This is a genomic window from Amycolatopsis thermoflava N1165 (genome assembly GCF_000473265.1).
GTDB lineage: Bacteria > Actinomycetota > Actinomycetes > Mycobacteriales > Pseudonocardiaceae > Amycolatopsis_E > Amycolatopsis_E thermoflava.
In genome coordinates this window covers 5,979,887-6,000,926 of sequence record NZ_KI421511.1, presented here as the reverse complement: position 1 = coordinate 6,000,926, position 21,040 = coordinate 5,979,887, and the positions used below count along the sequence as shown (strand labels likewise).

The window sequence follows — 21,040 nt, the reverse complement described above, 5'->3', positions numbered from 1 at the left end:
GAGGTGAGGAGGTAGCGTTTCGGCGTGAAGGAGGTCGGCGTGACGGAAGACGTGAAGACCCCGCGCTCGCGGCGGTTGCCCAGAGCCGTGCGAGAACGGCAGATCCTGGACGCCGCCGTGGAGGTGTTCTCCCGGCACGGCTACCACTCCGCGTCGATGGACGAGATCTCCGAGGTCGCCGGCGTCTCCAAGCCGATGATCTACTCCTACCTGGGCGCCAAGGAGGACCTGTTCGCCAAGTGCATCCGCCGGGAGGCAGGCCGCCTGCTGGAGGCGGTCCGCGACGGACTGCGCTCGGAACTGCCGCCGGACATGCAGCTGTGGCACGGGTTGCGGTCGTTCTACCGCTTCGTCGCCGAGTACCGGGACTCCTGGACGGTCCTGCACCGCCAGGCGCTGACCGTCGGCGGCCGGTTCGCCGACGAGATCACCATGCTCCGCTCGCGCGCCATCGAGGTGGTCACCGCGCTCGTGGTCACCGCGGGCATGAAGAAGGGCCTGGGGAACCGGGCCGAGTTCTCCGGCCCGGCCCTCGCCGTGGCGCTCGTCGGAGCCGCCGAATCGCTGGCCGACTGGTGGCTCGATCACTCCGAGGTGTCGGACGGCGTGCTCGCGTCGTGGCTGATGAACCTGGTGTGGCTGGGGTTCAACGACCTCATCGAGGGTTCGGTGTGGCGTCCGGAGGAGTGATCGTCCCCTCCAGATGCGGCTTCGGCTTCTTCGCCGCCCACAGCTCGAATGCCCACCCGCCACCCGACCGCCGCCCCTCATCGAGGCGCTTCGCGCCGCGGTAACACCCGCCACCCGTCTGCCAAGACGTGAACGCGACCTTCGCCGGCAGCAGCACGGGCAGCTTGAACTTCACGTCCACCGTGTAAGCGTCCGGCAGCCTGCCCTCGAACGCGGCGAGAACCCGCGCCTTCGTCCACATGCCGTGCGCGATCGCCGACGGGAACCCGAACAGCTTCGCGGTCAGCGGGTGCAGGTGGATCGGGTTGCGGTCACCGGACACCTCGGCGTAGCGGCGGCCGATGTCGGCGGGCACGCGCCAGATCGCCTTGGGTGCGGGCGCCGCGAGCTGCTCGCGCTTCCCGCCGCCCTCGCCGCCGCCACGCCGCAGGTACGTGCTCACCTCTGTCCAAATCGGACCGTCGGCCGTGGTGTACTCGCTGATCACGTCGAACTGGCGGCCCTTTTCGTGCGGCCGCAGGTTCTCCGCGCGCACCCGCACCGTGCCGGTGTCGGTCAGCCGCACCGGTCGGCGCTGCGTGATGCGGTTGGCGACGTGCACCATGCCCAGCAGCGAGAACGGGAAGTCCGGCTGGGTCATCAGCGCCATCTGCAGCGGGAACGCGAGCATGTGCGGGTAGGTCACCGGCAGCTCGTCGCCCAGCCGGAACCCGCAGACCTGGTTGTAGGCCGCCACGTGCGCCGGGTCGAACTCGACGCCGGCGCGCACGTACTCGGTGTCCGGCAGGCCGCCGCCACCGCTGTGCGGCAGCAACGCCTTGGCGTACAACGGCGCCAGCTTCGGCGCCTCACGCAGTTCCTTGACCGTCATCACGCCCCCAGCAGAGCCTGGCCGCAGACGCGGACCACGTTGCCGTTGACCGCGGCCGACGCCGGGTTGGCGTACCAGGCGATCGTCTCGGCGACGTCGACCGGCAGCCCGCCCTGGCCGAGGCTGGACAGCCGCCGCCCGGCCTCGCGGATGAACAGCGGGACCGCCGCGGTCATCTTCGTCTCGATGAACCCGGGCGCGACGGCGTTGATGGTGGCGCCGTACTCGGCGAGCTTCGGCGCGCCGTCCTGCACCATGCCGATCACGCCGGCCTTGCTGGTGCCGTAGTTGGTCTGGCCCACGTTCCCCGCGATGCCCGCGATCGACGAAACGCCGATGATGCGGCCGTTCTCGCGGAGCACCTTCTCGCTCAGCAGCTTGTCGTTGACCGCCAGCTGCGCGGCCAGGTTCACGGTGATCACCGCGTCCCAGGCGCCCTCGGTGAGGTTGCCGAGCGTCTTGTCGCGCGTGATGCCCGCGTTGTGCACGACGATGTCGACCCCGCCGTGCCGCTCCTTCAGGTAGGCGGCGAGCTTGTCCGGCGCGTCCGCCGCGGTGATGTCCATCTGCAGCGCGGAACCGCCGACCTTGTTGGCGACCTCGGACAGCTCGCCGCCCTGCGCCGGGATGTCCAGGCCGACCACGTGCGCGCCGTCGCGGGCGAGCACCTCGGCGATCGCCGCGCCGATGCCCCGGGACGCGCCGGTGACCAGGGCGACCTTGCCGTCGAGCGGCTTCTCCCAGTTCTCGACCGCGGGCACCGACGGCGTGCCGGTGGCGCCGACGCGGATCACCTGGGCGTCCACGAACGCCGACTTGGCCGACAGCACGAACCGCAGCGTCGACTCGGCGGCCTCCTCCGCGCCGGGCGCGACGTAGACGAGCTGGGCGGTCGCGCCGCGCTTGAGCTCCTTGCCGACCGAGCGGACGAACCCTTCGAGCGCGCGCTGGGCGATCCGCTCCCGGCCGTCGGCCAGCTCCGGCGGGGTGCCGAGCACGATGACCCGGCCGCAGTAGCCGATCTTGCGGATCACCGGGTGGAAGAACAGGTACACCTCACGCAGCTGCGCCGGGTCGGTGATGCCGGTGGCGTCGAACACCAGGCCGCCGTAGCGCTGGTCGCCGCCCGCGGGCTCGGTCAGCACCGTGATACCGGCCGCCGCGAGCTGGTTCTGCACGGTCTTTTCGAGCCGTCCACCGGGCGCGGCGCCGAAAAGTGCGGGACCATCGAGGGCGGGCTGGCCGGGGCGGTAGCGGCGCAGCACCGGCGGGTTGGGCAGCCCGAGCTTGGGCACCAGGAACTTCCCGATCGGCGTCTTGGTGAACTGCTGATACCGGTCGGCCATGACGTGCCTCCTTACCGAGCTTACCTACTCGTGAGTAGGTTACACTGTCATCCGAGGCTCACCACCGCAGTGGGAGGAATTGATGGACGTTCGTCGCGTCGCCATCGTCGGCGGCAACCGCATCCCGTTCGCGCGGTCGAACGGCCGCTACGCCAACGCGTCCAACCAGGACATGCTCACCGCCGCCCTGGACGGCCTGGTGAGCCGCTTCGCGCTGCAGGGCGAGCGCATCGGTGAGGTCGCCGCGGGCGCCGTGCTCAAGCACGCGCGCGACTTCAACCTGGCCCGGGAGAGCGTGCTGGGCAGCAAGCTCTCGCCGGAGACCCCGGCCGCGGACGTCCAGATGGCGTGCGGCACCGGGCTGCAGGCGATCGTCAACGTCGCGAACAAGATCGCGCTCGGCCAGATCGACTCGGCGATCGCCGGCGGTGTGGACACCACCTCCGACGCCCCGCTCGCGGTGAACGACGACCTGCGCCGCATCCTGGTGCAGCTCAACTCCGCGAAGACGGTGGGCCAGCGGCTCAAGCTGCTGACCAAACTGCGGCCCGGCCAGATCGTGCCGGAGATCCCGCGCAACGCCGAGCCGCGCACCGGGCTGTCGATGGGCGAGCACGCGTCGCTGACGGCCAAGGAGTGGGAGATCTCGCGCGAGGAGCAGGACGTCCTCGCCGCGACCAGCCACCAGCGCCTCGCCGCGGCCTACGAGCGCGGGTTCTTCGACGACCTGGTGACGCCCTACCTCGGGCTGTCCCGCGACCAGAACCTGCGGCCGGACTCGACCGCGGAGAAGCTGGCCAAGCTCAAGCCGGTGTTCGGCGGCCCCGACGGGACGATGACCGCGGGCAACTCGACCCCGCTGACCGACGGCGCGTCGACCGTCCTGCTGGCCACCGAGGAGTGGGCCGCCGCGCGGAAGCTGCCGGTCCTGGCGTACCTGACGTTCTCGGAGACCGCGGCGGTGGACTATGTGCACGGCGGCGAGGGCCTGCTGATGGCCCCGGCGTACGCGGTGCCGCGGATGCTGGCGAAGGCCGGCCTGACGCTGCAGGACTTCGACTTCTACGAGATCCACGAGGCGTTCGCCTCCCCAGGTGCTCGCGACGTTGAAGGCGTGGGAGAGCCCGGCGTTCGCCAAGGAGAAGCTCGGGCTGGACGCGCCGCTCGGGCCGATCGACCGGTCGAAGCTGAACGTGAACGGCTCGTCGCTGGCCGCGGGCCACCCCTTCGCGGCGACGGGCGGCCGCATCGTGGCGACGCTGGCGAAGCTGCTGCACGAGAAGGGCTCCGGGCGGGGCCTGATCTCGATCTGCGCCGCGGGCGGCCAGGGCATCACGGCGATCCTGGAGAAGTGAGCCCGAGCTGCTGGAGCAGGCCGAGCTGGTCGAGCCTGCCCCAGCGCTCGGTGATGCGATCGCCCTGCACACGGAAGACGTTGATGCCACGCAGGGAGATCGTGCGGCCGGTGCCCGGCACGCCCATCAGCTCGCCCTGGTGGGTGCCGCGGGCGGTGAACACCTCCACGACGATGTCGTCTTCGGCGACGAGCCGCTCGACGTCGCTGTGCCAGTCGGGCATCGCCAGGCGCATCATCGCTGCGGCCTGGCGCATGCCGTCGGGCCCGTCCGGGATGCCCGGGAACGGCGGGTCGTGGTTGACGAAGGCGGGGTCGAGGTAGCGGTCGACGGCGTCCAGGTCGCCCTTGGTGAACAGGTCCTGGATGAAGTCCTCGACGAGTTGCTTGTTGCTGCTGAGCTGGTCAATGGTCATGCGGTGATCCTGCGTCGGTGGGAACCCCGGGACCATCCCACGTGTCTGGGATTTCCGCGGGGCACGGCGGGGGCGCACACTGGGCCCATGCGGCGATCGGCCAGTGCGGTCCGCGCCGAGCACGACGTGATCCGCCTGTCGCACAGCGGCCTGGACACCACCGGCGTCCGGCGGGAGGTGCTGCGGGCCCTGCGTCGCGTGGTGCCCTCGGACGCGACGTTCTTCGCGACCGCCGATCCGGAGACGCTGCTGTTCACCGGCGCCTGGCCGGACCCGCCGCTGGACACCGCGACACCGTTGTTCCTGGACAACGAGTTCGGCGGCGGCGACGTGAACACCTTCGCCGGGCTGGTCACGTCCGGCAGGCCGGTCGCCACGCTGGACGGCGCCACCGGGCGGGACCGCTGGGCCAGCGAGCGCTACCGCGAGATCATGCGCCCGCTCGGGCTCGGTGACGAGATGCGCGCGGCACTCGTGACCGGCGGCCGCTGCTGGGGCTACCTCTGCCTGCACCGCGAGGACGGTCTGCTCGGCTTCACCGCCACCGAGAAGACCGCGCTCGCCCGTCTCGCCCCTCATCTCGCGCACGCCATCCGCACCGCTGCTCTCGTGGACGGCCCGGCCGCCGCGGACCACCGGCCGGGAGTGGTGCTGCTGACCGACGACCTGCGGCTCGTCTCGCTGACCCCCGACGCCGAGCACCTGTTGTCCCTGCTCCCGCCTGGAGCTCCGCTGCCCCTGCCGGTGTACGCGGTCGCCGCCGCGCTGCGGTCCGGTAGCGCCTTGCCGAGTGCCCGGGTGCGTGGCGCCGACGGCTCGTGGCTCACGCTGCACGCCTCGCGGCTCACCGGCACCGGGCAGCTGGCCGTCGTGGTCGAACCGGCCGAGGCGCGCGCGGCGGCTCCGCTGGTGCTGGCCGCGCACGGGCTGACCACGCGCGAGGCCGACGTCGCCACGCTGGTCCTGCGTGGCCTGCCGACCCGCGCGATCAGCGACCAGCTGCACATCTCCGCGCACACCGTGCAAGACCACCTCAAGGCCGTGTTCGACAAGGTCGGCGTGCGCAGCCGCCGGGACCTGGTGATCCGCCTGCTCGGTTAGACCGGCAGGACGTCGCGGGCGGACGCGGCAGTGGACTGGATCTGCTTCGACGCCTTGTGCGCCTGCTTGCTCGCCTTCTCGGTCGCCTTGTGCGCCTGCTTGCTCGCCTTGTCGGCGGCGCGGCGGGCGCGCCAGCCCAGCGACGGCTTGCCCTCGGTGTCGGCGGCCGCGATCAGCAGACCACCGGCCAGGCCGGCGTTCTTGAGCAGGTGAATCAGCTGTTCCTGCTTCTGCTGCGGGTCCTTGGCCTCCCAGAACGGGTGACCGGCGACGGTCGTCGGCACCAGGCTGCCGACCAGCGCCAGCGCGGACAGCCGCGGGAACTTGCCGAACGCGAACAAGGTGCCTGCCGCGATCTTCACCCCCGCGTCGATCTTGACCAGGCTCACCGGGTCGGTTGGGAGCGCGTCGGGCAGCTTGTCCTGCTGCTCGCCGACCTTGTCGAGCACGGGTTTGGCCGCCTCGGCGTGCCCCTCGGCCTGCCTCAGGGCGTTGATGCCGCCGTAGATGAAGATGCTCGCCAGCATGGGGCGGGCCAGTCGACGCAAGATCACGATCCTCGCCTTCCTCGGATGCGACATGTCACGTCGAGGATCTACCCATTCCCGCGTCTGTTCATCCCTAACGTTTTCTAGCCCGCCAGCTAGATAGCCCTATAAACGGGTAGCGACACGCCGGTAGCGGAATCTCCCCAAATATCGGGGTCGCGCTAGACGCGCCGATACGTTGGCAGAGTGGACCCGATCCGCAACCCGTTCGCGCCGGGCGCGGGACAGCGGCCGCCGGAGCTGGCGGGCCGTGAACGCGAGCTGACCGCGTTCGAGGTGGTGCTGCAGCGGGTCGCCCGTGGCCGCCCGGAACGCAGTCTCGTGCTCACCGGCCTGCGGGGCGTCGGGAAGACCGTCCTGCTCGGCGAGCTGCGGTCGATGGCCGTGAAGCACAAGTGGGGCGCGGGCAAGATCGAGGCGCGCCCGGACGCGGAACTGCGGCGGCCGCTGTCGGCGGCCCTGCACCGCGCGATCCGCGACCTGGCGGTGCGGCACCGGGCGCCGGACCGGGTCGAAGAGGTTCTCGGCGTGCTGAAGGCGTTCGCGCTGCGGTCGAACAAGGCGGACGCGAAGCTGCGGGACCGGTGGCAGCCGGGCATCGATGTGCCGGCCGCGCAGGGCCGCGCCGATTCCGGGGACATCGAGATCGACCTGGTCGAGCTGTTCACCGACGTGGCCGAGCTGGCCGCGGACGTCGGCACCGGCGTGGCGCTGCTGATCGACGAGATCCAGGACCTGCAGGCGGACGACGTGTCGGCGCTGTGCGCGGCGTGCCACGAGCTGTCCCAGTCGGGCGCGCCGCTGGTGGTGGTCGGGGCCGGGCTGCCGCACGTGCCCGCGGTGCTGTCGGCGTCGAAGTCCTACTCGGAGCGGCTGTTCCGGTACGTGCGCATCGACCGGCTGAACCGGGAAGAGGCCGACCGGGCCGTGCTGGCGCCCATCGAGCGGGAGGACGCCGGCATCGAGCCCGAAGCGCTGGACGCGTTGTTCGACGCCTCCGGCGGGTACCCGTACTTCATCCAGGCCTACGCGAAAGCGGCGTGGGACGCGGCGCCGGACGACCCGATCACCGTGCAGGACGTGCAGGTCGCCGCGCCGGAGGCCGAGCAGGAACTGGCGGTCGGCTTCTTCGGCTCCCGCTACGAACGCGCGACGCCGGCGGAACGCGAGTACCTGCGGGCGATGGCGGAGCTGACCCAGGGCCGGGACGAGAGCGCCGGCACCTCGGATGTGGCGGTCTACCTGGGCCGCAAGCCCTCGTCACTGTCCCCGGCGCGGGATTCGCTGATGAAGAAGGGGCTGGTGTACTCCGCGGAGCGCGGGCACATCGCCTTCACCGTGCCGCACTTCGGGCACTACCTGCTCAGCCGCGCCGTCGACTGAAGCCGATCTTTTTCGCCGCTCGGGCGGGCAGCCGCATCTGACAGTCTCTACCGCTTTCTAGTGATCAAGCTAGATTTATCGATCTTCCGCAAGATCCGGCTCTTGCCGATGATTCGTAGGCAAGTGCGCTAGCTCACCGGATAATCGTTGGCGACCTTGTGAAAAAAGGTGCATACTGGAAGCACAGCCACCGAGATGCACGAGGGATGCGAACACCGATGAGCAACATCGCCGCCAAGCTCCGAGCCCGCCGCGCCGAGGCGCGCACCCGCCGGGCGCTGAGCCGCGCGATCGACACCGCCGGCTCCGTGACGGTCCGCCAGGAGCTGATCGCCATCGCCCAGGCGCGTCAGTCCAACTTGCGCTGAAGCGTGAGCTAGGCCACAAATAGATCAGGTTGTAACGCCACCAGGGGAAGTGGCGATACCCCAGATGACCCCGTGATGCTGGCGGACCCCCGACCTGGCAGCATCACGGGGTTTTCCAATTCCTGGGCTCCCACCTCGAAAAAACCAGTTGCGGCCCACCTCCACCCGAGTACTGTTTGACTCAGTCAACGAGTTTCTTGAGGTGGTCAATGAACAGCCTGCCACTGCTCGACCGCATCACCCAGGTCCGCGCCTTCAACCGGCTCTACACCGGCCTCATCGGGGTCCTCGAAGAAGGCCTCGTCGGCAGCGACTACTCCCTCGGCGAGGCCCGCGTGCTCTACGAGCTCGCCCAGGAGGGCGTCACCGAGGTCGCCGAGCTGCGGCGCCGCCTCGACCTGGACGCCGGGTACGCCAGCCGCCTGCTCGGCCGACTGGAAAGCCGCGGCCTGCTGGTCCGCGAGCGCCACGAGACCGACGGCCGCCGCCAGCTCGTCCGGCTCACCGAGGCCGGCCGCGCCGAGCAGCAGGTCCTCGAGGACCGCACCGTCGAACAGATCGGCCAGCTGCTCAGCCGCCTCACCGACGACGACCAGCACCGTCTGGTCACGTCGATGCGCACCATCCGCCACCTCGTCGGCGAACGCGAACCCGCCCCGGCGCTCGTGCTGCGCCCGCCCCGGCCCGGCGACTTCGGCTGGGTCGTGCAGCGCAACGGCGCGATCTACGCGCAGGAGTACGGCTGGGACGCCACCTACGAAGCCCTCGTCGCCCGAATCATCGCCGACTACGTCGACCACTACGACCCGGCGCGCGAGGCCGGGTGGATCGCCGAGCTGGGCGGGGAGCGCGTCGGCTCCGTGTTCTGCGTCCGCGGCTCGGACGACAAGACCGCGAAACTGCGCCTGCTGCTCGTCGAACCGCACGCCCGCGGGCGCGGCGTCGGCAAGCGCCTGGTGGACGAGTGCCTGGCCTTCGCGCGGGCGCACGGCTACACCGCGATGGAACTGTGGACCAACAGCGTCCTGGTCGCCGCGCGGCACATCTACCGGCGGGCGGGGTTCGAACTCGTCGACTCGCAACCCCACCACAGCTTCGGCCACGACCTCGTCGGCGAGACCTGGCGGCGGGAGTTGTGACCACGTGTTCGTCGTCTACTGCGAAACCTGCGACACCCGGACCCTGATGGGCATCGACGAGGTGGAGTGGGTGCACAACCTGACGCCCGGCGTCATCTCGGTGACCACCGCGTGCCCGCGCGGGCACCCGACCGTCGTCCTCACCGGCGACAAGTTCCGCCCGAAGGCCGACCCGCGCATCCCGGACCGCATCCCGCCGCTGTGGGTGCGCGCCTACCGGCACCCGGCGAAGTGGTGGGCCCGGCTGCTCGGCCGCCTGCTCCGCAAGTACGAGATCCAGCGCGACCTGCACGAATCGCTCTACCGCTTCTGATCGCGGCCCATCGCGTAGAACTCGGGGTTCGGCCGCAGCGCGGTCAGGTGCGCCAGCCGGTTGGACATCGCGAACAACGCGGTGATCGCGCCGACGTCCCAGATCTCGTCCTCGGTCAGCCCGGCCTTGCGGGCGGCCTCGATGTCGGCCTCCCCGAACAGTTCGGGCTTGCGGGCCAGCGCGAGCGCCAGGTCGACGATCGCGCGGCCCCGCTCGTCCAGCTCGACCTGCCACGGGTTGGTGGCGACCCGGTCAGCCAGCTGCGGGTCCTTCGCGCGGATCCGCAGGATCGCGCCGTGGGCGACCACGCAGTACGTGCAGTGGTTCGCCCCCGACGTCGCCACCACGACCAGCTCCCGCTCGGCCTTGCTCAGGCCGTCGGTGCGTTCCATGAGCGCGTCGTGGTAGTCGAGGAAGGCGCGCAGTTCAGCCGGCCGGTGCCCCAGCGCCCGGAAGACGTTCGGCACGAACCCCGACTTCTCCGCGATCACGCCGATGCGCTCCCGCAGGTCCTCCGGCAGGTCTTCCAGCTCCGTGACACCGAACCGGCTGTCCACGTTCTTCCTCCTAGTGAGCTGCGCCGATGGGGCGCAGGTCCTTGTCGTGCTCGTCGGCGTGGTAGTCCGTGCCCTCGGTGTCGTCGGTGCCGTTGAAGATCTTCAGGCTCCGGGCGATCACCGTGACGATCACGGCCACCACGAGGTTCGCGATCAGCGCCACGAAACCCGGGTAGATCTGGACCATCGAGCCCGGGAACGGGTGCCAGCCGAAGATCGACAGGTCCTTCAGCGGCAGCGCGGAGCCACCGAAGTGGGCGCGCTTGGTGTTCGGGTTCGGGATGCTGTACAGCATCGCGATGCCCCACGCCATGCCCACGGCCCACCCGGCGATCAGACCGATCCGGTGGAACCACCGCGTGTACAGCGCGATCGCCACGGCGGGCAGCGTCTGCAGGATCAGCACGCCACCGATGAGCTGCAGGTCGATCGAGAACTGCGGATCGATGAACAGGATGAACGCGACCGCGCCGAACTTCACGACCAGCGAAGCGATCTTGGCCTGCTTGGCCTCCTGCGACGGGGTGGCGTCCCGCTTCAGGTACTCCTTGTAGATGTTGCGCGTCCACAGGTTCGCCGCGGCGATCGACATGATCGCGGCAGGCACCAGCGCGCCGATGCCGATCGCGGCGAAGGCGATTCCCGCGAACCACGACGGGAACTGCGTGTCGAACAGCACCGGCACCACGGTGTTGGAGTCGGCGTTGCCGGTGGCCGCGTTGGTGATCGGCTTGACGCCCGCGGTCAGCGCGACGTAACCGAGCAACGCGAGCAGGCCCAGCAGCAGCGAGTACGCGGGAAGCGCGATCATGTTCCGCTTGATCACGTTGCGGCCGCGCGAGGCGAGCACACCCGTGAGCGAATGCGGGTACAGGAACAGCGCCAGCGCCGACCCCAGCGCCAGCGTGATGTACTGCAGCTGGTTGGTGCCGGTCAGCAGGATGGAGCCCTTCGGCTTCCCGGTGTTCGGGTTCGGCTGCGACAGCGCCTGCGCGCTCGTGTCGAAGATGTGCGACCAGCCGCCGAGCTTGGACGGCAGGTAGAACACCGCGACCAGGATGACGATGTAGATCAGGCCGTCCTTGACGAACGCGATCAGCGCCGGCGCGCGCAGGCCCGACTGGTAGGTGTAGAGCGCGAGCACCAGGAACGCGATCAGCAGCGGCAGGTGACCGGCGATGCCGCCGCCGTTGAGACCCATCGTCCGCAGCACCGCTTCCAGGCCGACCAGCTGCAGCGCGATGTACGGCATGGTCGCGACGATGCCGGTGATCGCGATCAACAGCGCCAGCGTCGGCGAGCCGTAGCGGCCGCGCACGAAGTCGGCCGGCGTCACGTAGCCGCGCGAGCGGGACACCGACCACATCCGCAGCGCGGGCAGGAAGACGATCGGGTACAGGATCACCGTGTAGGGCAGGGCGTAGAAGCCCAGCGCCCCGGCGCCGAACACCAGCGCGGGCACGGCGACGAACGTGTACGCGGTGTAGAGGTCACCGCCGACGAGGAACCAGGTGATCCACGAGCCGAACTTGCGGCCGCCGAGGCCCCACTCGTCGAGGTGGTCCAGCGAGGCCGCCGCGCGCCACCGGGACGCGACGAAGCCCATCACGCTGACCACCAGGAACAGCAGGATGAAAACGGTCAGCTCCACCCACTGCAGCCCGCTGCCGGGCGCCTGTGCCAGTGCCATCACTTCTCACCCTCGTCCAGCTCTTCGGCGGCGAGCCGGTCCGGCTTGCCCGTCACGACCGGCTTCCCCTTGGTCATCACGTAGACGACCGCCACGGACACGACACCGACGAACACGAAGAGGAACTGGTACCAGTAGAAGAACGGCAGTCCCAGCACCCGCGGCTTGTCGAAGTTGAACCACGGCGTGACGAGCATCAGCAGTGGTAACAGCAGGATCAGGTTCCACGGGCTGATCTGGAGCCCGGTGACCTTCCCGGCGGCTTTGCCAGACATGTGACCTCACTTGGACGGGACAGGGCGGCTTGACCTTAGATCCTGGGCCACTCGCCGTCACGCTCCGCCGAATATCGATTTGATCAGGGCGACACCCGACGAACGCAGGTTGCCCGGCCTCTGCGCTGCCGATATGAATAGGCCCGCCGCGGGGTACGCGCGCGGCTGCGGCTAGTGACGAAGGGGCGAGCATGACACGGACGCGCTGGGCGGTGGTGATCCCGGCTCTGGCCGGCACCCTGCTGGCGGCGGGCACACCAGCGATCGCGGCGCCGGCCGGGCCGGCACTGAACTCGACCGGCATCCCCGATCGCTACGCCCTCCAGACGTTGAACTGGCACACCTGCACGCCCGACGAGCTGTCGGGGCAGACCCCGCCTGCCGGCGCCGAGGGCATCGAGTGCGCCACCTACCTGTCGCCGCGGGACTGGTCCGCGCCGAACCAGGGCATCGACGTGACGATCGCGGTCAGCAGGCTCAAGGCGACCGGTGAGGCGACGGAGAGCACGTTCGTGAACCCGGGCGGGCCGGGCGCGCCCGGCCGGATGTTCCCGGCGCGGCTGCGCAACCAGACGCGGGTGCGCGAGCACCAGGACATCGTCGGGTTCGACCCGCGCGGCACCGGCAAGAGCACGAACATCACCTGCGGCGGCGCGATCGGCACCGGCAGCGACCTCGACCCGCGTGATCGCAGCCGGGAGAACCTGAAGCTGATCCTGGACGCCACCGAGTACGCGGCCGACTCGTGCCAGGTGAAGTCCGGCGACCTGGGGCCGTTCATCAACACCCGGCAGACGATCAACGACCTCGACCTGCTGCGCGTGCTGCTGAAGCGGCAGAAGATCAACTGGGTCGGCTACTCGGCGGGCACCTGGATGGGCGCGCACTACGCGCAGGCCTTCCCGGACCGCACCGGCAAGTTCGTGCTGGACTCGAACACCGAGTTCACCACGACCTGGCAGAAGTCGTTCGACTGGCAGCCGCTCGGCTTCGAGCGGCGCTGGCGGGAGGACTTCCTGCCGTGGATGGCGTCCTACGACAGCCTGTACCACTTCGGCACGACCGCCGAGATGGCCCGGCAGACGTACGAGCAGGTGCGCTACGCCCTGACGCAGAACCCGGTCGAGGTCGACGGGACCAAGCTGTCGGCCAACGCGCTGGACTCGTTCATCGCCTCCGAGCTGTACAACAAGCGGTACTTCCCGGAACTCGCCGACTACCTGGTCAACGTGCGGAACCTGACGCAGGGCACCGCGTCGGCCCAACAGCAGACCGCGTTGCTGGACCAGGTGAAGGCGGTGACCGATGCGGTCGGTCCGCAGCCGCTGGTGGTGCCCACCGACTACGACGACGCCTACGACGCGAGCTTCTGGACGATCCCGTGCAACGAGGGTCCGTGGTTCGGCAACCGGAACACGGCGGTGCGGCAGTCGGCACAGCTGGGGCCGCAGTACCCGCTGCTGGGCTGGGGATGGCTGATCCAGCCGTGCATCTTCTGGAACAACAAGCCGGAGCCGCTGCCGGTCCTGGACGGCCGGGGCGTCCCGCCGGTGCTGATGGTGCAGTCGACGCACGACCCGGCGACGCCGATCGAGGGCGCCGAGCGCGCGCACCGCGCGTTCAAGGGCTCGCGGATGATCACCGTGACCGGCGAGGGTGACCACGGGATCTACGCCGGGGGCAACGCGGCGGTGGACAAGGTTGTGGAGGACTTCCTCGTGGACGGGGTGGTGCCGCGGGACCAGACGCTGCCTGGTATGCCGCTGCCCGACCCGACCGCCTAGTTCTCGGTCTTCAGAACCCCGCCGGGCTCGTTCTCGGCGGGGTTCTTCAGTTCTTCCTTCAGCTCGCGGAACCGGCCCGTGCAGGTGCACAGCACCAGGTAGACGAGGGTCAACACGAACATCAGTCCGCCGGCCAGCAACATGGCGGCCTCCTCTCCGACTGGTACCCAGTGAGACGTGCGACACAGCAGGAGAGTTGCCGTTCCGGCGGTTTTCACGCCCCTTTTCTTCTGGTAGTCCCCAGCCTGTGCACAGAGTTGTCCACAGGCTGGGGACAGGTGGGCGGATAGACTGTGGACATGGTGCGAGTCCCGCTGACCGAAGCCGAACGCGAACGCGGCGAGCGTCTCGGTGCCGCACTGCGAGCCGCGCGGGGTTCCCGCAGCATGGCCGAGGTGGCGCTGGAGGCGGGCGTCTCGGTCGAGACGCTGCGGAAGATCGAGACCGGCCGCATCCCGACGCCGGCGTTCTTCACGGTGGTCGCGCTCGCGGACGCGGTCGGGCTGCCACTGGACGCCCTGCGCGACGCGATCACCGGCGTGCCGACCGGCTGACAGCGAACTCGCGCCGCGGAGCGGGCAACTCGCCGGCGCTGAACGGGGAATCACCCGCCCGGCGCCAGCGTGGAGCTCGCGGGCCGATCGGGGCACTCGCGGCGCCGATCGGGGAACTCGCGGCATTGAGTGTGGGATCGCCCACCCGACGCTGAACTGGCAGCGTTGAGTTGGACCCATCCCACCGCGAGGCTCGCCCGCCGACACGGGGAACTCGCGGCGCCGAGCGGGGCACTCGCGGCACTGAACGGGAACTCGCGGCATTGAGCGAGGACCGCCCGCCCGACGCTGAACTGGCAGCGTTGAGCCGGACCCACCCCACCGCGAGGCTCGCCCGCCGACACGGGGAACTCGCGGCGCCGAGCGCGGAACTCGCGGCGCCGTGCGTGGGGCTCGCGGGTTACTTCAGTTGCTCCAGCACCGGGGCGAACGCGTCCAGGCTGCGTTCCAGCACCGACACGTACGTGATCCCGAACTTCTCCCGCATGCGCTCGATCTGGGCGACGATCTCCGCCACCGAACCGACCAGCAGCGTCGGCAGCTCGCCGATCGCGTCGACGCTCATGTCCGGCGCGAACCGCTGCAGGTCGGTCAGCGCGGCGCGGCGGTCGTCGGTCACCACGACCATCTGCACCAGCACGTTGATCTCCGCCGCGCGGCCGCCGAGCCGCGACCGCACGAACGACACCCGCTCCGCGAACGCGTCCGCGCCGGCCAGGCCGACCAGCCCGCCGCCCTTCGCCGTCGGCGCGCCGGTCAGCGCGATCGTGTCCGCGTGCTCGGCGGCCAGCGTCAGCATCCGGTCGCCCCAGCCGCCCAGCATCAGCGGCGGACCGCCGTCCTGCGCCGGCCGCGGCTGGTACTCGGGGTCGGCGAACAGCTTGCGCAGCTCCACCACCGTCCGCTCGACGTGGTCGACCCGGCGCCCCGGCCACGGCAGCCCGGCCGCCTCGAACTCCTCCCGCACGTACCCCGCGCCGATACCCAGCTCCAGGCGGCCGCCGCTGTACTGGTCGGTCGTCGCGACGTCCCGCGCCAGCACAGCCGGGTGGTAGAATGGCGCGTTGAGCACGAACGTGCCCAGCCGCACCCGTGAAGTGGCCTCCGCGGCGAGCACCAGCGCCGGGAACGGCGCGGGCATCCCCAGGTGGTCGGCCACGGTCACGACGTCGAACCCGAGGTCTTCGGCCCGCCGCACCTTGTCCACGAACTCCGCCCGCGATCCGGGCTCCACCATGTTCACACCGAAGCGCATCCCCAGCATGTTCCGACAAAAGCACGGGAGGCCACCCCCTCGCCAGGGGATGGCCTCCCGTGTTCGCGTCAGGCGATCAGCCGAGGCGCTGCTTCAGGGCCGCCAGCTCGTCGTGCAGGCTGGAGGGCACCCGGTCGCCGATCTTGGCGAACCACTCCTCGATCAGCGGGATCTCCTGGCGCCACTCCTCCGGCTTGACCGCGAGCGACTCCTGGACGTCCTCGATCGGCTCGGCGATGCCGTCCAGGTCGAGGTCCTCGGCGCGCGGCACCAGGCCGACCGGGGTCTCCACCGCGCCCGCCTTGCCCTCGAGGCGCTCCACGATCCACTTGAGCACCCGCGAGTTCTCGCCGAAGCCCGGCCACAGGAACCGCTTGTCGTCACCGCGGCGGAACCAGTTGACGTAGAAGATCTTCGGCAGCTTGGCGGCGTCGGCGTTCTTGCCGGTGTCCAGCCAGTGCTGGAAGTACGCGCCGGCGTGGTAGCCGAGGAACGGCAGCATCGCCATCGGGTCGCGGCGCACCTCGCCGACCTTCCCGGCCGCGGCCGCGGTCTTCTCCGACGACATGGTGGCGCCCATGAACACGCCGTGCTGCCAGTCGCGGGCCTCGGTCACCAGCGGGACCGTGGTGGCGCGGCGGCCACCGAACAGGATCGCCGAGATCGGCACGCCCTTCGGGTCGTCCCACTCCGGCGCGAGCGTCGGGACCTGCGCGATCGGGGTGCAGAACCGCGAGTTCGGGTGCGCGGCGGGCTCGTCCGACTCGGGGGTCCAGTCGCGGCCCTTCCAGTCGGTGAGGTGCGCCGGCGGCTCCTTGGTCATGCCCTCCCACCACACGTCGCCGTCGTCGGTCAGCGCGACGTTGGTGAAGACGGTGTTGCCGGCCTCGATGGTCTTCATCGCCACCGGGTTGGTCTTCACACCGGTGCCGGGCGCGACGCCGAACAGGCCGAACTCGGGGTTGATCGCGTACAGGCGGCCGTCCTCGCCGAACCGCATCCACGCGATGTCGTCGCCGATGGTCTCGGCGCGCCAGCCCGGGATGGTCGGCTGCAGCATCGCGAGGTTGGTCTTGCCGCACGCGCTCGGGAACGCGGCCGCCACGTAGTAGGCCTTGTTCTCCGGCGAGATCAGCTTGAGGATCAGCATGTGCTCGGCGAGCCAGCCTTCGTCACGGGCCATGACGGAGGCGATGCGCAGCGAGTAGCACTTCTTGCCCAGCAGCGAGTTGCCGCCGTAGCCCGAGCCGTAGCTCCAGATCGTCCGGCTCTCCGGGAAGTGCGAGATGTACTTGGTGTCGTTGCACGGCCAGGCGACGTCCTTCTCGCCCGGCTCCAGCGGCTTGCCGACCGAGTGCAGGGCGGGCACGAACTCGCGCTCGGTGCCGTCCTCCTTGACGAACTTCTCCAGCGCCTTGGTGCCCATGCGGGTCATCACCCGCATCGACGCCACGACGTAGGCGAAGTCGGTGACCTCGATGCCCAGCTTCGGGTTCTCGTCGCCGAGCGGGCCCATGCAGAACGGGATGACGTACATCGTCCGGCCACGCATGCAGCCCCGGTAGAGTTCGGTCATCGTGGCGCGCATCTCGTCCGGGTGCATCCAGTTGTTGGTCGGCCCGGCGTCCTCTTCGTTCTCGGAGCAGATGAAGGTCCGCTCCTCGACCCGCGCGACGTCGCTCGGGTCCGAGGCTGCCCAGAAGGAGTTCGGCTTCGCCTTCAACGGGACGAACGTGCCGGCCTCGACCAGCTCGTTGTTGATGCGCTCGGCCTCCTCGTCGGAGCCGTCGCACCACACCACTCGGTCAGGGGTGGTCAGCTCGGCGACCTCCCGTACCCACGCAAGCACACCGCTGTGCGACGTCGGCGCCTTGTCCAGTCCCGGGATGGCTACTGCAGTCATTCCTTCTCCTGACTTCGACGGCAGGAACGCCCGCCCGGAACCTGGGTCCGGGGAAGCGCTCCGTCGCCGGCGACCGAATGGCTTCGCACACCGGCTGCCCTACCGGTGTGCTGGAAATACTGGGATTCCCCGAGGGTAGCCGGATGGACGGCCGGTAACCGAGGCCTGACCTGTCGGTTCTCTCACAAGAACGATCAGGGAATCGATTCAGATATCGCTGAACCGGCGTAGCGGAGAAAGTTCTTCGGCTTGCGCGTGATCTCGCCGATATCCGGGGGTGGGCGATTTGCCCGGAAACGCGATCAGGCCCCGTCGTCCACGAGGGACGACCGGGGCCTGATTTCGCCGGCGTTACCGGTCAGTTCCGGGAAGTTCGGTTCTGCGGCAGTCAGTTCTGGGAGATCCACTGCCCGGTGCCGGAGTCGATCTTCGCGACCCCTTCGACGGTCTGCGCGCCGCTGCCGCCCCACAGCTGGTCGCTGTCCGGCGGCACCTCGGCGGTGAAGCCGTTCGTCGTCTCGGTCCACTCGCCGGGGCCCGTGTGCTGGTACGTGGTCGTCTCGCCCTCGGGCGTGATGATCGTCTGCACGTCGGCCTGGCCGTCGCCGTCGACGTCGGTGAAGACGCGCGTGTTGCCCTGGTCGTCGGTCACGACCGCGGTGTCGGCGGTGCCGTCGTTGTCGCTGTCCACAGTGGCCGGGCCGACCTCGACGGTGCCGTCCGACATGTCGGCCGTGATCTCGCCCGCGCGGCCGGTCTCGGTGGCGTCCGGCTCGCCCGCGTCGGAGTCGTGGTCGGCGATCCAGTCGCCGGTGGTCTCGTCGTAACGGGCGAGCTCGACGACGTTGCCCTCGGTGTCGGTGTGCACGTACTGGTCGGCGTGCCCGTCGTCGTCGGTGTCGACGTACGCGGTGATCGTGCCGTCGGCGTTGTCGAGGCGGACCGTCTCGTTGACCCCGTCGTGGTTGAGGTCCATGTTCTCTTCGGCCGTGTAGGTCTGCCCGTCGACCGTGATCTCCAGGTCACCGTCGGAGGTCGTGGCGTCGGTGGGCTCAACCCCGCCGGTCTCATCGATCCACACGCCGAACTCCCCAATCTCACACCAATGAAGTCACACGCTTTGACTCACGTTAGGCCGGTTCGGTTCCCCGGCACAACCGACCCTTTCAGGCCTGCTCACGCAGGGTGCGGATGCGCCCGAGCAGGGTCTCGGCCCGATCACGGCCGTCACCGGTCTCCTTCAGCTTCCGGCTCACCGCGGCCAGCTTCTTCGCCCGCTCCTGCGCGCCCATTTTGATCGACTTGTCGACCTGCTTGAGCTCGGCCTCGATGGCGTCGATCCGGCGGGACAGCGCCTCGTCGAGCGCCAGCGACAGCTGCTGTTCGGCCTCGATGAGCTGCTCGGCGACCAGCTGGTCGAGGATCGAGCGCGCCTCCGCGATCGACTCGACCAGCCACTGCTTGAGGTGCTGCTTGTCCGCGGCGTGCCGCCGGGTGCGGGCCATCCACCAGCCGGCGCCGAGGCCGACGACGATCGTCGCGGGCAGCACCACCGGGTTGAGCAGGGCGACCCCGGCCAGCGGCAGCGCGGCGATCTTGCCCGCGCCGACCCCGCCGGAGATCCCCATGAAGATGAGCAGCTTGTCCTCGGGCGTGGACGGCTTGCGGTCCGGCGGCCGCAGCACCACCTGCGGGCCGCCCGCGCGCAGGAACTGCGAGCGGATCACGTCCAGCTCCTCCGGCGCGAACAGCTCGGCCAGCGCGATCTCGGTGACCCGGTTCAGCCGCTGCGCCATCGTCGCCGACACGCGCTGGGAGATCATCTGCAGCGCCGCGTCCACCTGCTGCGGCAGCTGGGCCAGCTGGTCGCGCTTGGCGTTGTCGATCTGCGCGCGGAAGTAGGACTGCGCGTCCCGGACCTGGCGGCTGGTCTCGTGGCCGAGGTCGACTCTGGCCCGCTGGATCTCGCCGCGCAGCTTGAGCTGCCAGCCGCGGGTGGACGTCTTGCGCTCGGCCGCCAGCTCGTCGCGCCGCTCGCGCAGCCGCTCCGCCTCGGCCTCGCCGGAGGACAGGGCCCGCTGCTCGGCCAGCAGGCCGGCGTGCACCTCGCCGAGCGCGCTGGACAGCGCCCGCAGCGTGTTGGCCTCACTCAGCATCGCCGACCGGCCGACCACGAGTTCCTGCAGCGCGGCCTGCAGTTCGATCACGCCGGAGCGCTCCCGCAGCATCACCGCGGCCTGCTCGTTCGGCGCCTTCGCGGCCATCTCGAACATCCGCGCCGACACCGGGTGGAACACCGCGTCGGCGAAGCGCGGTGCGTGCTCGGCCAGCAGCCGCCGGTCGGCCTCCAGCACCTCGCGCCAGCCGCGGAAGGCGTCCGTTTTGGACAGTGCGAACACCACGGTCTCCACGCGGTCGCCGACGCGGCGCAGGAACTCCAGCTCACCGGCGGTGAACGGAGCCGAGGCGTCGACGACGAACAGCAACGCGGTCGCGTTCGCCGCGGCTTCGGCGGCCAGCTCGCCGTGCATCGAATCGAGCCCGCCGACGCCAGCGGTGTCCACCAGCGACACGCGCTCCAGGATCGGGACGGGGCCGGTGACCTCGACGTACCGCGGCGGCAGCTGGCCATCGGGCAGCTCGTGCGCGGCCGAGACCCAGCGGACCAGCTCGGGCAGCGGCACGGCGACCGGCGCGAGCTGGCCGGGGTAGCAGGCCTGCGCGCCCCACTCCGGCGCGTGGTCGAAGACGAGATAGCCGGCGGTGGCGACCTCGGCGTCCACCGGGGACAGGCCCGGGGTCGCCAGCAGCGCGTTGACCAGGGAACTCTTGCCGCGGTTGGTCTCGCCGACCACCACGACCTGCGGCTTCTTCGGCCGCGACCGGCGGACCTCCTCGACCCACGCCGCCGCCTTCGGATCGTTCTCCCGCAGCAGCGTCAGCAGTGCTTCGCGGGCCTGCTTGACCTGGTTGGGCAGGGACGAGAGCGGCGGAGCGGTCACGACCGGACCTTAGCGCTTCGTGTAAACCGTCACGACGGGCGCGCGGAGCAGGCGGCCGCCGTCGGTGAACCCGACGACCTCGGTCTCGGCGACCACGCCGTCCAGCGCCGGGTCGTCGGTCTTGATCGCGCCACCCGCCTCGTGCACCGACGGGTCGAACCGCTGCCCGTCCGGCCGCACCGCCTCCACACCGACGCGGGCCAGCCCTTGTTCGAGGCGCTCGACCACGCCCCCGCTGCGCGCCCGGTCCAGGGCGTAGAGGCAGAGCTGGATCAGCTCCTGCCGGTCGGCCCGCGCCTGCTCCAGCGCTTCCGGGCCGGCGGCGGCCAGATCGGATACACGGTTCACATCGGTGTTGGACGGGGGTTGCGCCGCTGTGGTTCCCTCGACTTCGTCGATGATCTTCGCCAGTTGCGCGCCGGGGATCTGCCCGGTCGGGGAGTCGTCCGCGGACCGGCGCCGGAACCAGGAAGCCACGCTCACCACCCCCC

Annotated in this window: 21 protein-coding genes and 1 pseudogene; 9 read left to right on the top strand and 13 right to left on the bottom strand. The window is 70.1% G+C overall.

What is annotated here, in order from left to right; all coding sequences use genetic code 11:
• Positions 1 to 24 precede the first annotated feature (24 nt).
• Complete coding sequence (locus AMYTH_RS0129530; protein WP_084022706.1) at positions 25 to 690, top strand: TetR/AcrR family transcriptional regulator; 666 nt, start codon at positions 25 to 27, stop codon at positions 688 to 690.
• Here the strand turns inward: AMYTH_RS0129530 and AMYTH_RS0129525 are convergent.
• Both AMYTH_RS0129525 and AMYTH_RS0129520 read right to left on the bottom strand, forming a co-directional pair.
• Complete coding sequence (locus AMYTH_RS0129525) at positions 656 to 1,561, bottom strand: MaoC family dehydratase (protein ID WP_027933277.1); 906 nt, start codon at positions 1,559 to 1,561, stop codon at positions 656 to 658. The two genes, AMYTH_RS0129530 and AMYTH_RS0129525, sit on opposite strands and share 35 nt — an antisense overlap.
• Positions 1,561 to 2,907, bottom strand: a complete 1,347-nt coding sequence (locus AMYTH_RS0129520) for a 3-oxoacyl-ACP reductase (RefSeq protein ID WP_027933276.1) — start codon at positions 2,905 to 2,907, stop codon at positions 1,561 to 1,563. The genes AMYTH_RS0129525 and AMYTH_RS0129520 overlap by 1 nt, the downstream gene beginning before the upstream one ends.
• Positions 2,908 to 2,989: 82 nt before the next feature.
• Here AMYTH_RS0129520 and AMYTH_RS45905 point away from each other — a divergent pair.
• Positions 2,990 to 4,262: pseudogene (locus tag AMYTH_RS45905) on the top strand (acetyl-CoA C-acetyltransferase).
• Here AMYTH_RS45905 and AMYTH_RS0129510 read toward each other — a convergent pair.
• Positions 4,240 to 4,677, bottom strand: a complete 438-nt coding sequence (locus tag AMYTH_RS0129510) for an ester cyclase (RefSeq protein ID WP_027933275.1) — start codon at positions 4,675 to 4,677, stop codon at positions 4,240 to 4,242. The pseudogene AMYTH_RS45905 and the gene AMYTH_RS0129510 sit on opposite strands and share 23 nt — an antisense overlap.
• Positions 4,678 to 4,764: 87 nt before the next feature.
• On the opposite strand from AMYTH_RS0129510, the gene AMYTH_RS0129505 reads away from it, so the two are divergent.
• Positions 4,765 to 5,778 (top strand): helix-turn-helix transcriptional regulator, encoded by a 1,014-nt coding sequence (locus AMYTH_RS0129505; protein WP_051362852.1) that lies wholly within the window; start codon positions 4,765 to 4,767, stop codon positions 5,776 to 5,778.
• Here the strand turns inward: AMYTH_RS0129505 and AMYTH_RS45900 are convergent.
• On the bottom strand, positions 5,775 to 6,305 hold the full coding sequence (locus AMYTH_RS45900; protein ID WP_037322764.1) for a DoxX family protein: 531 nt from the start codon (positions 6,303 to 6,305) through the stop codon (positions 5,775 to 5,777). The two genes, AMYTH_RS0129505 and AMYTH_RS45900, sit on opposite strands and share 4 nt — an antisense overlap.
• A gap of 207 nt (positions 6,306 to 6,512) precedes the next feature.
• On the opposite strand from AMYTH_RS45900, the gene AMYTH_RS0129495 reads away from it, so the two are divergent.
• From AMYTH_RS0129495 to AMYTH_RS0129480, 4 genes are all read left to right on the top strand, one after another.
• Complete coding sequence (locus AMYTH_RS0129495) at positions 6,513 to 7,709, top strand: ATP-binding protein (RefSeq protein ID WP_027933273.1); 1,197 nt, start codon at positions 6,513 to 6,515, stop codon at positions 7,707 to 7,709.
• 218 nt (positions 7,710 to 7,927) lie between these two features.
• The gene (locus AMYTH_RS49675; RefSeq protein WP_017985832.1) at positions 7,928 to 8,077 is read left to right on the top strand and encodes a hypothetical protein; all 150 of its coding nucleotides are present in this window, start codon (positions 7,928 to 7,930) and stop codon (positions 8,075 to 8,077) included.
• Positions 8,078 to 8,286: 209 nt separating this feature from the next.
• Positions 8,287 to 9,216, top strand: coding sequence for a bifunctional helix-turn-helix transcriptional regulator/GNAT family N-acetyltransferase (locus tag AMYTH_RS0129485; RefSeq protein WP_027933272.1), 930 nt, complete (start codon positions 8,287 to 8,289; stop codon positions 9,214 to 9,216).
• 4 nt (positions 9,217 to 9,220) lie between these two features.
• Entirely contained in the window at positions 9,221 to 9,529 is a 309-nt protein-coding gene (locus tag AMYTH_RS0129480) for a hypothetical protein (RefSeq protein WP_017985834.1), read from the top strand.
• Here AMYTH_RS0129480 and AMYTH_RS0129475 read toward each other — a convergent pair.
• Genes AMYTH_RS0129475 through AMYTH_RS0129465 form a run of 3 tightly spaced genes read right to left on the bottom strand, consistent with a single transcriptional unit; the run spans position 9,517 to position 12,051 of the window.
• The gene (locus tag AMYTH_RS0129475; RefSeq protein WP_020422258.1) at positions 9,517 to 10,086 is read right to left on the bottom strand and encodes a peroxidase-related enzyme; all 570 of its coding nucleotides are present in this window, start codon (positions 10,084 to 10,086) and stop codon (positions 9,517 to 9,519) included. The two genes, AMYTH_RS0129480 and AMYTH_RS0129475, sit on opposite strands and share 13 nt — an antisense overlap.
• A gap of 10 nt (positions 10,087 to 10,096) precedes the next feature.
• The gene (mctP, locus tag AMYTH_RS0129470) at positions 10,097 to 11,776 is read right to left on the bottom strand and encodes a monocarboxylate uptake permease MctP (protein WP_027933271.1); all 1,680 of its coding nucleotides are present in this window, start codon (positions 11,774 to 11,776) and stop codon (positions 10,097 to 10,099) included.
• Entirely contained in the window at positions 11,776 to 12,051 is a 276-nt protein-coding gene (locus AMYTH_RS0129465; RefSeq protein ID WP_017985837.1) for a DUF3311 domain-containing protein, read from the bottom strand. Before AMYTH_RS0129465 ends, mctP begins: the two co-directional genes overlap by 1 nt.
• Positions 12,052 to 12,242: 191 nt before the next feature.
• Here AMYTH_RS0129465 and AMYTH_RS0129460 point away from each other — a divergent pair, with 191 nt between their 5' ends.
• Positions 12,243 to 13,835 (top strand): alpha/beta hydrolase, encoded by a 1,593-nt coding sequence (locus AMYTH_RS0129460; RefSeq protein ID WP_027933270.1) that lies wholly within the window; start codon positions 12,243 to 12,245, stop codon positions 13,833 to 13,835.
• Here the strand turns inward: AMYTH_RS0129460 and AMYTH_RS49670 are convergent.
• Positions 13,832 to 13,978, bottom strand: a complete 147-nt coding sequence (locus AMYTH_RS49670; RefSeq protein ID WP_020422262.1) for a hypothetical protein — start codon at positions 13,976 to 13,978, stop codon at positions 13,832 to 13,834. The two genes, AMYTH_RS0129460 and AMYTH_RS49670, sit on opposite strands and share 4 nt — an antisense overlap.
• A 156-nt stretch (positions 13,979 to 14,134) precedes the next feature.
• Here AMYTH_RS49670 and AMYTH_RS0129450 point away from each other — a divergent pair, with 156 nt between their 5' ends.
• Positions 14,135 to 14,389, top strand: coding sequence for a helix-turn-helix domain-containing protein (locus AMYTH_RS0129450; protein ID WP_020422263.1), 255 nt, complete (start codon positions 14,135 to 14,137; stop codon positions 14,387 to 14,389).
• 400 nt (positions 14,390 to 14,789) lie between these two features.
• Here the strand turns inward: AMYTH_RS0129450 and AMYTH_RS0129445 are convergent, their stop codons facing one another.
• From AMYTH_RS0129445 to grpE, 5 genes are all read right to left on the bottom strand, one after another.
• Entirely contained in the window at positions 14,790 to 15,653 is an 864-nt protein-coding gene (locus tag AMYTH_RS0129445) for an LLM class F420-dependent oxidoreductase (RefSeq protein ID WP_027933269.1), read from the bottom strand.
• A 67-nt stretch (positions 15,654 to 15,720) separates the two neighbouring features.
• On the bottom strand, positions 15,721 to 17,547 hold the full coding sequence (locus tag AMYTH_RS0129440; protein WP_027933268.1) for a phosphoenolpyruvate carboxykinase (GTP): 1,827 nt from the start codon (positions 17,545 to 17,547) through the stop codon (positions 15,721 to 15,723).
• A 388-nt stretch (positions 17,548 to 17,935) separates the two neighbouring features.
• Complete coding sequence (locus tag AMYTH_RS0129435) at positions 17,936 to 18,628, bottom strand: DUF6802 family protein (protein WP_027933267.1); 693 nt, start codon at positions 18,626 to 18,628, stop codon at positions 17,936 to 17,938.
• Positions 18,629 to 18,713: 85 nt separating this feature from the next.
• Positions 18,714 to 20,549: a dynamin family protein gene (locus AMYTH_RS0129430; RefSeq protein WP_027933266.1), complete on the bottom strand. Its 1,836-nt coding sequence runs from the start codon at positions 20,547 to 20,549 to the stop codon at positions 18,714 to 18,716.
• 9 nt (positions 20,550 to 20,558) lie between these two features.
• Positions 20,559 to 21,035, bottom strand: coding sequence for a nucleotide exchange factor GrpE (gene grpE, locus AMYTH_RS0129425; protein WP_020422268.1), 477 nt, complete (start codon positions 21,033 to 21,035; stop codon positions 20,559 to 20,561).
• Positions 21,036 to 21,040: the final 5 nt, after the last annotated feature.

What these genes read in the sequence shown, in the direction of transcription:
- AMYTH_RS0129525 (WP_027933277.1), bottom strand. Translation starts at nt 1,561, where the DNA reads ATGACGGTCAAGGAACTGCGTGAGGCGCCGAAGCTGGCGCCGTTGTAC.
- AMYTH_RS0129520 (WP_027933276.1), bottom strand. Translation starts at nt 2,907, where the DNA reads ATGGCCGACCGGTATCAGCAGTTCACCAAGACGCCGATCGGGAAGTTC.
- AMYTH_RS0129510 (WP_027933275.1), bottom strand. Translation starts at nt 4,677, where the DNA reads ATGACCATTGACCAGCTCAGCAGCAACAAGCAACTCGTCGAGGACTTC.
- AMYTH_RS0129505 (WP_051362852.1), top strand. Translation starts at nt 4,765, where the DNA reads ATGCGGCGATCGGCCAGTGCGGTCCGCGCCGAGCACGACGTGATCCGC.
- AMYTH_RS45900 (WP_037322764.1), bottom strand. Translation starts at nt 6,305, where the DNA reads ATGCTGGCGAGCATCTTCATCTACGGCGGCATCAACGCCCTGAGGCAG.
- AMYTH_RS49675 (WP_017985832.1), top strand. Translation starts at nt 7,928, where the DNA reads ATGAGCAACATCGCCGCCAAGCTCCGAGCCCGCCGCGCCGAGGCGCGC.
- AMYTH_RS0129485 (WP_027933272.1), top strand. Translation starts at nt 8,287, where the DNA reads ATGAACAGCCTGCCACTGCTCGACCGCATCACCCAGGTCCGCGCCTTC.
- mctP (WP_027933271.1), bottom strand. Translation starts at nt 11,776, where the DNA reads ATGGCACTGGCACAGGCGCCCGGCAGCGGGCTGCAGTGGGTGGAGCTG.
- AMYTH_RS0129465 (WP_017985837.1), bottom strand. Translation starts at nt 12,051, where the DNA reads ATGTCTGGCAAAGCCGCCGGGAAGGTCACCGGGCTCCAGATCAGCCCG.
- AMYTH_RS0129460 (WP_027933270.1), top strand. Translation starts at nt 12,243, where the DNA reads ATGACACGGACGCGCTGGGCGGTGGTGATCCCGGCTCTGGCCGGCACC.
- AMYTH_RS49670 (WP_020422262.1), bottom strand. Translation starts at nt 13,978, where the DNA reads ATGTTGCTGGCCGGCGGACTGATGTTCGTGTTGACCCTCGTCTACCTG.
- AMYTH_RS0129450 (WP_020422263.1), top strand. Translation starts at nt 14,135, where the DNA reads ATGGTGCGAGTCCCGCTGACCGAAGCCGAACGCGAACGCGGCGAGCGT.
- AMYTH_RS0129445 (WP_027933269.1), bottom strand. Translation starts at nt 15,653, where the DNA reads ATGCTGGGGATGCGCTTCGGTGTGAACATGGTGGAGCCCGGATCGCGG.
- AMYTH_RS0129440 (WP_027933268.1), bottom strand. Translation starts at nt 17,547, where the DNA reads ATGACTGCAGTAGCCATCCCGGGACTGGACAAGGCGCCGACGTCGCAC.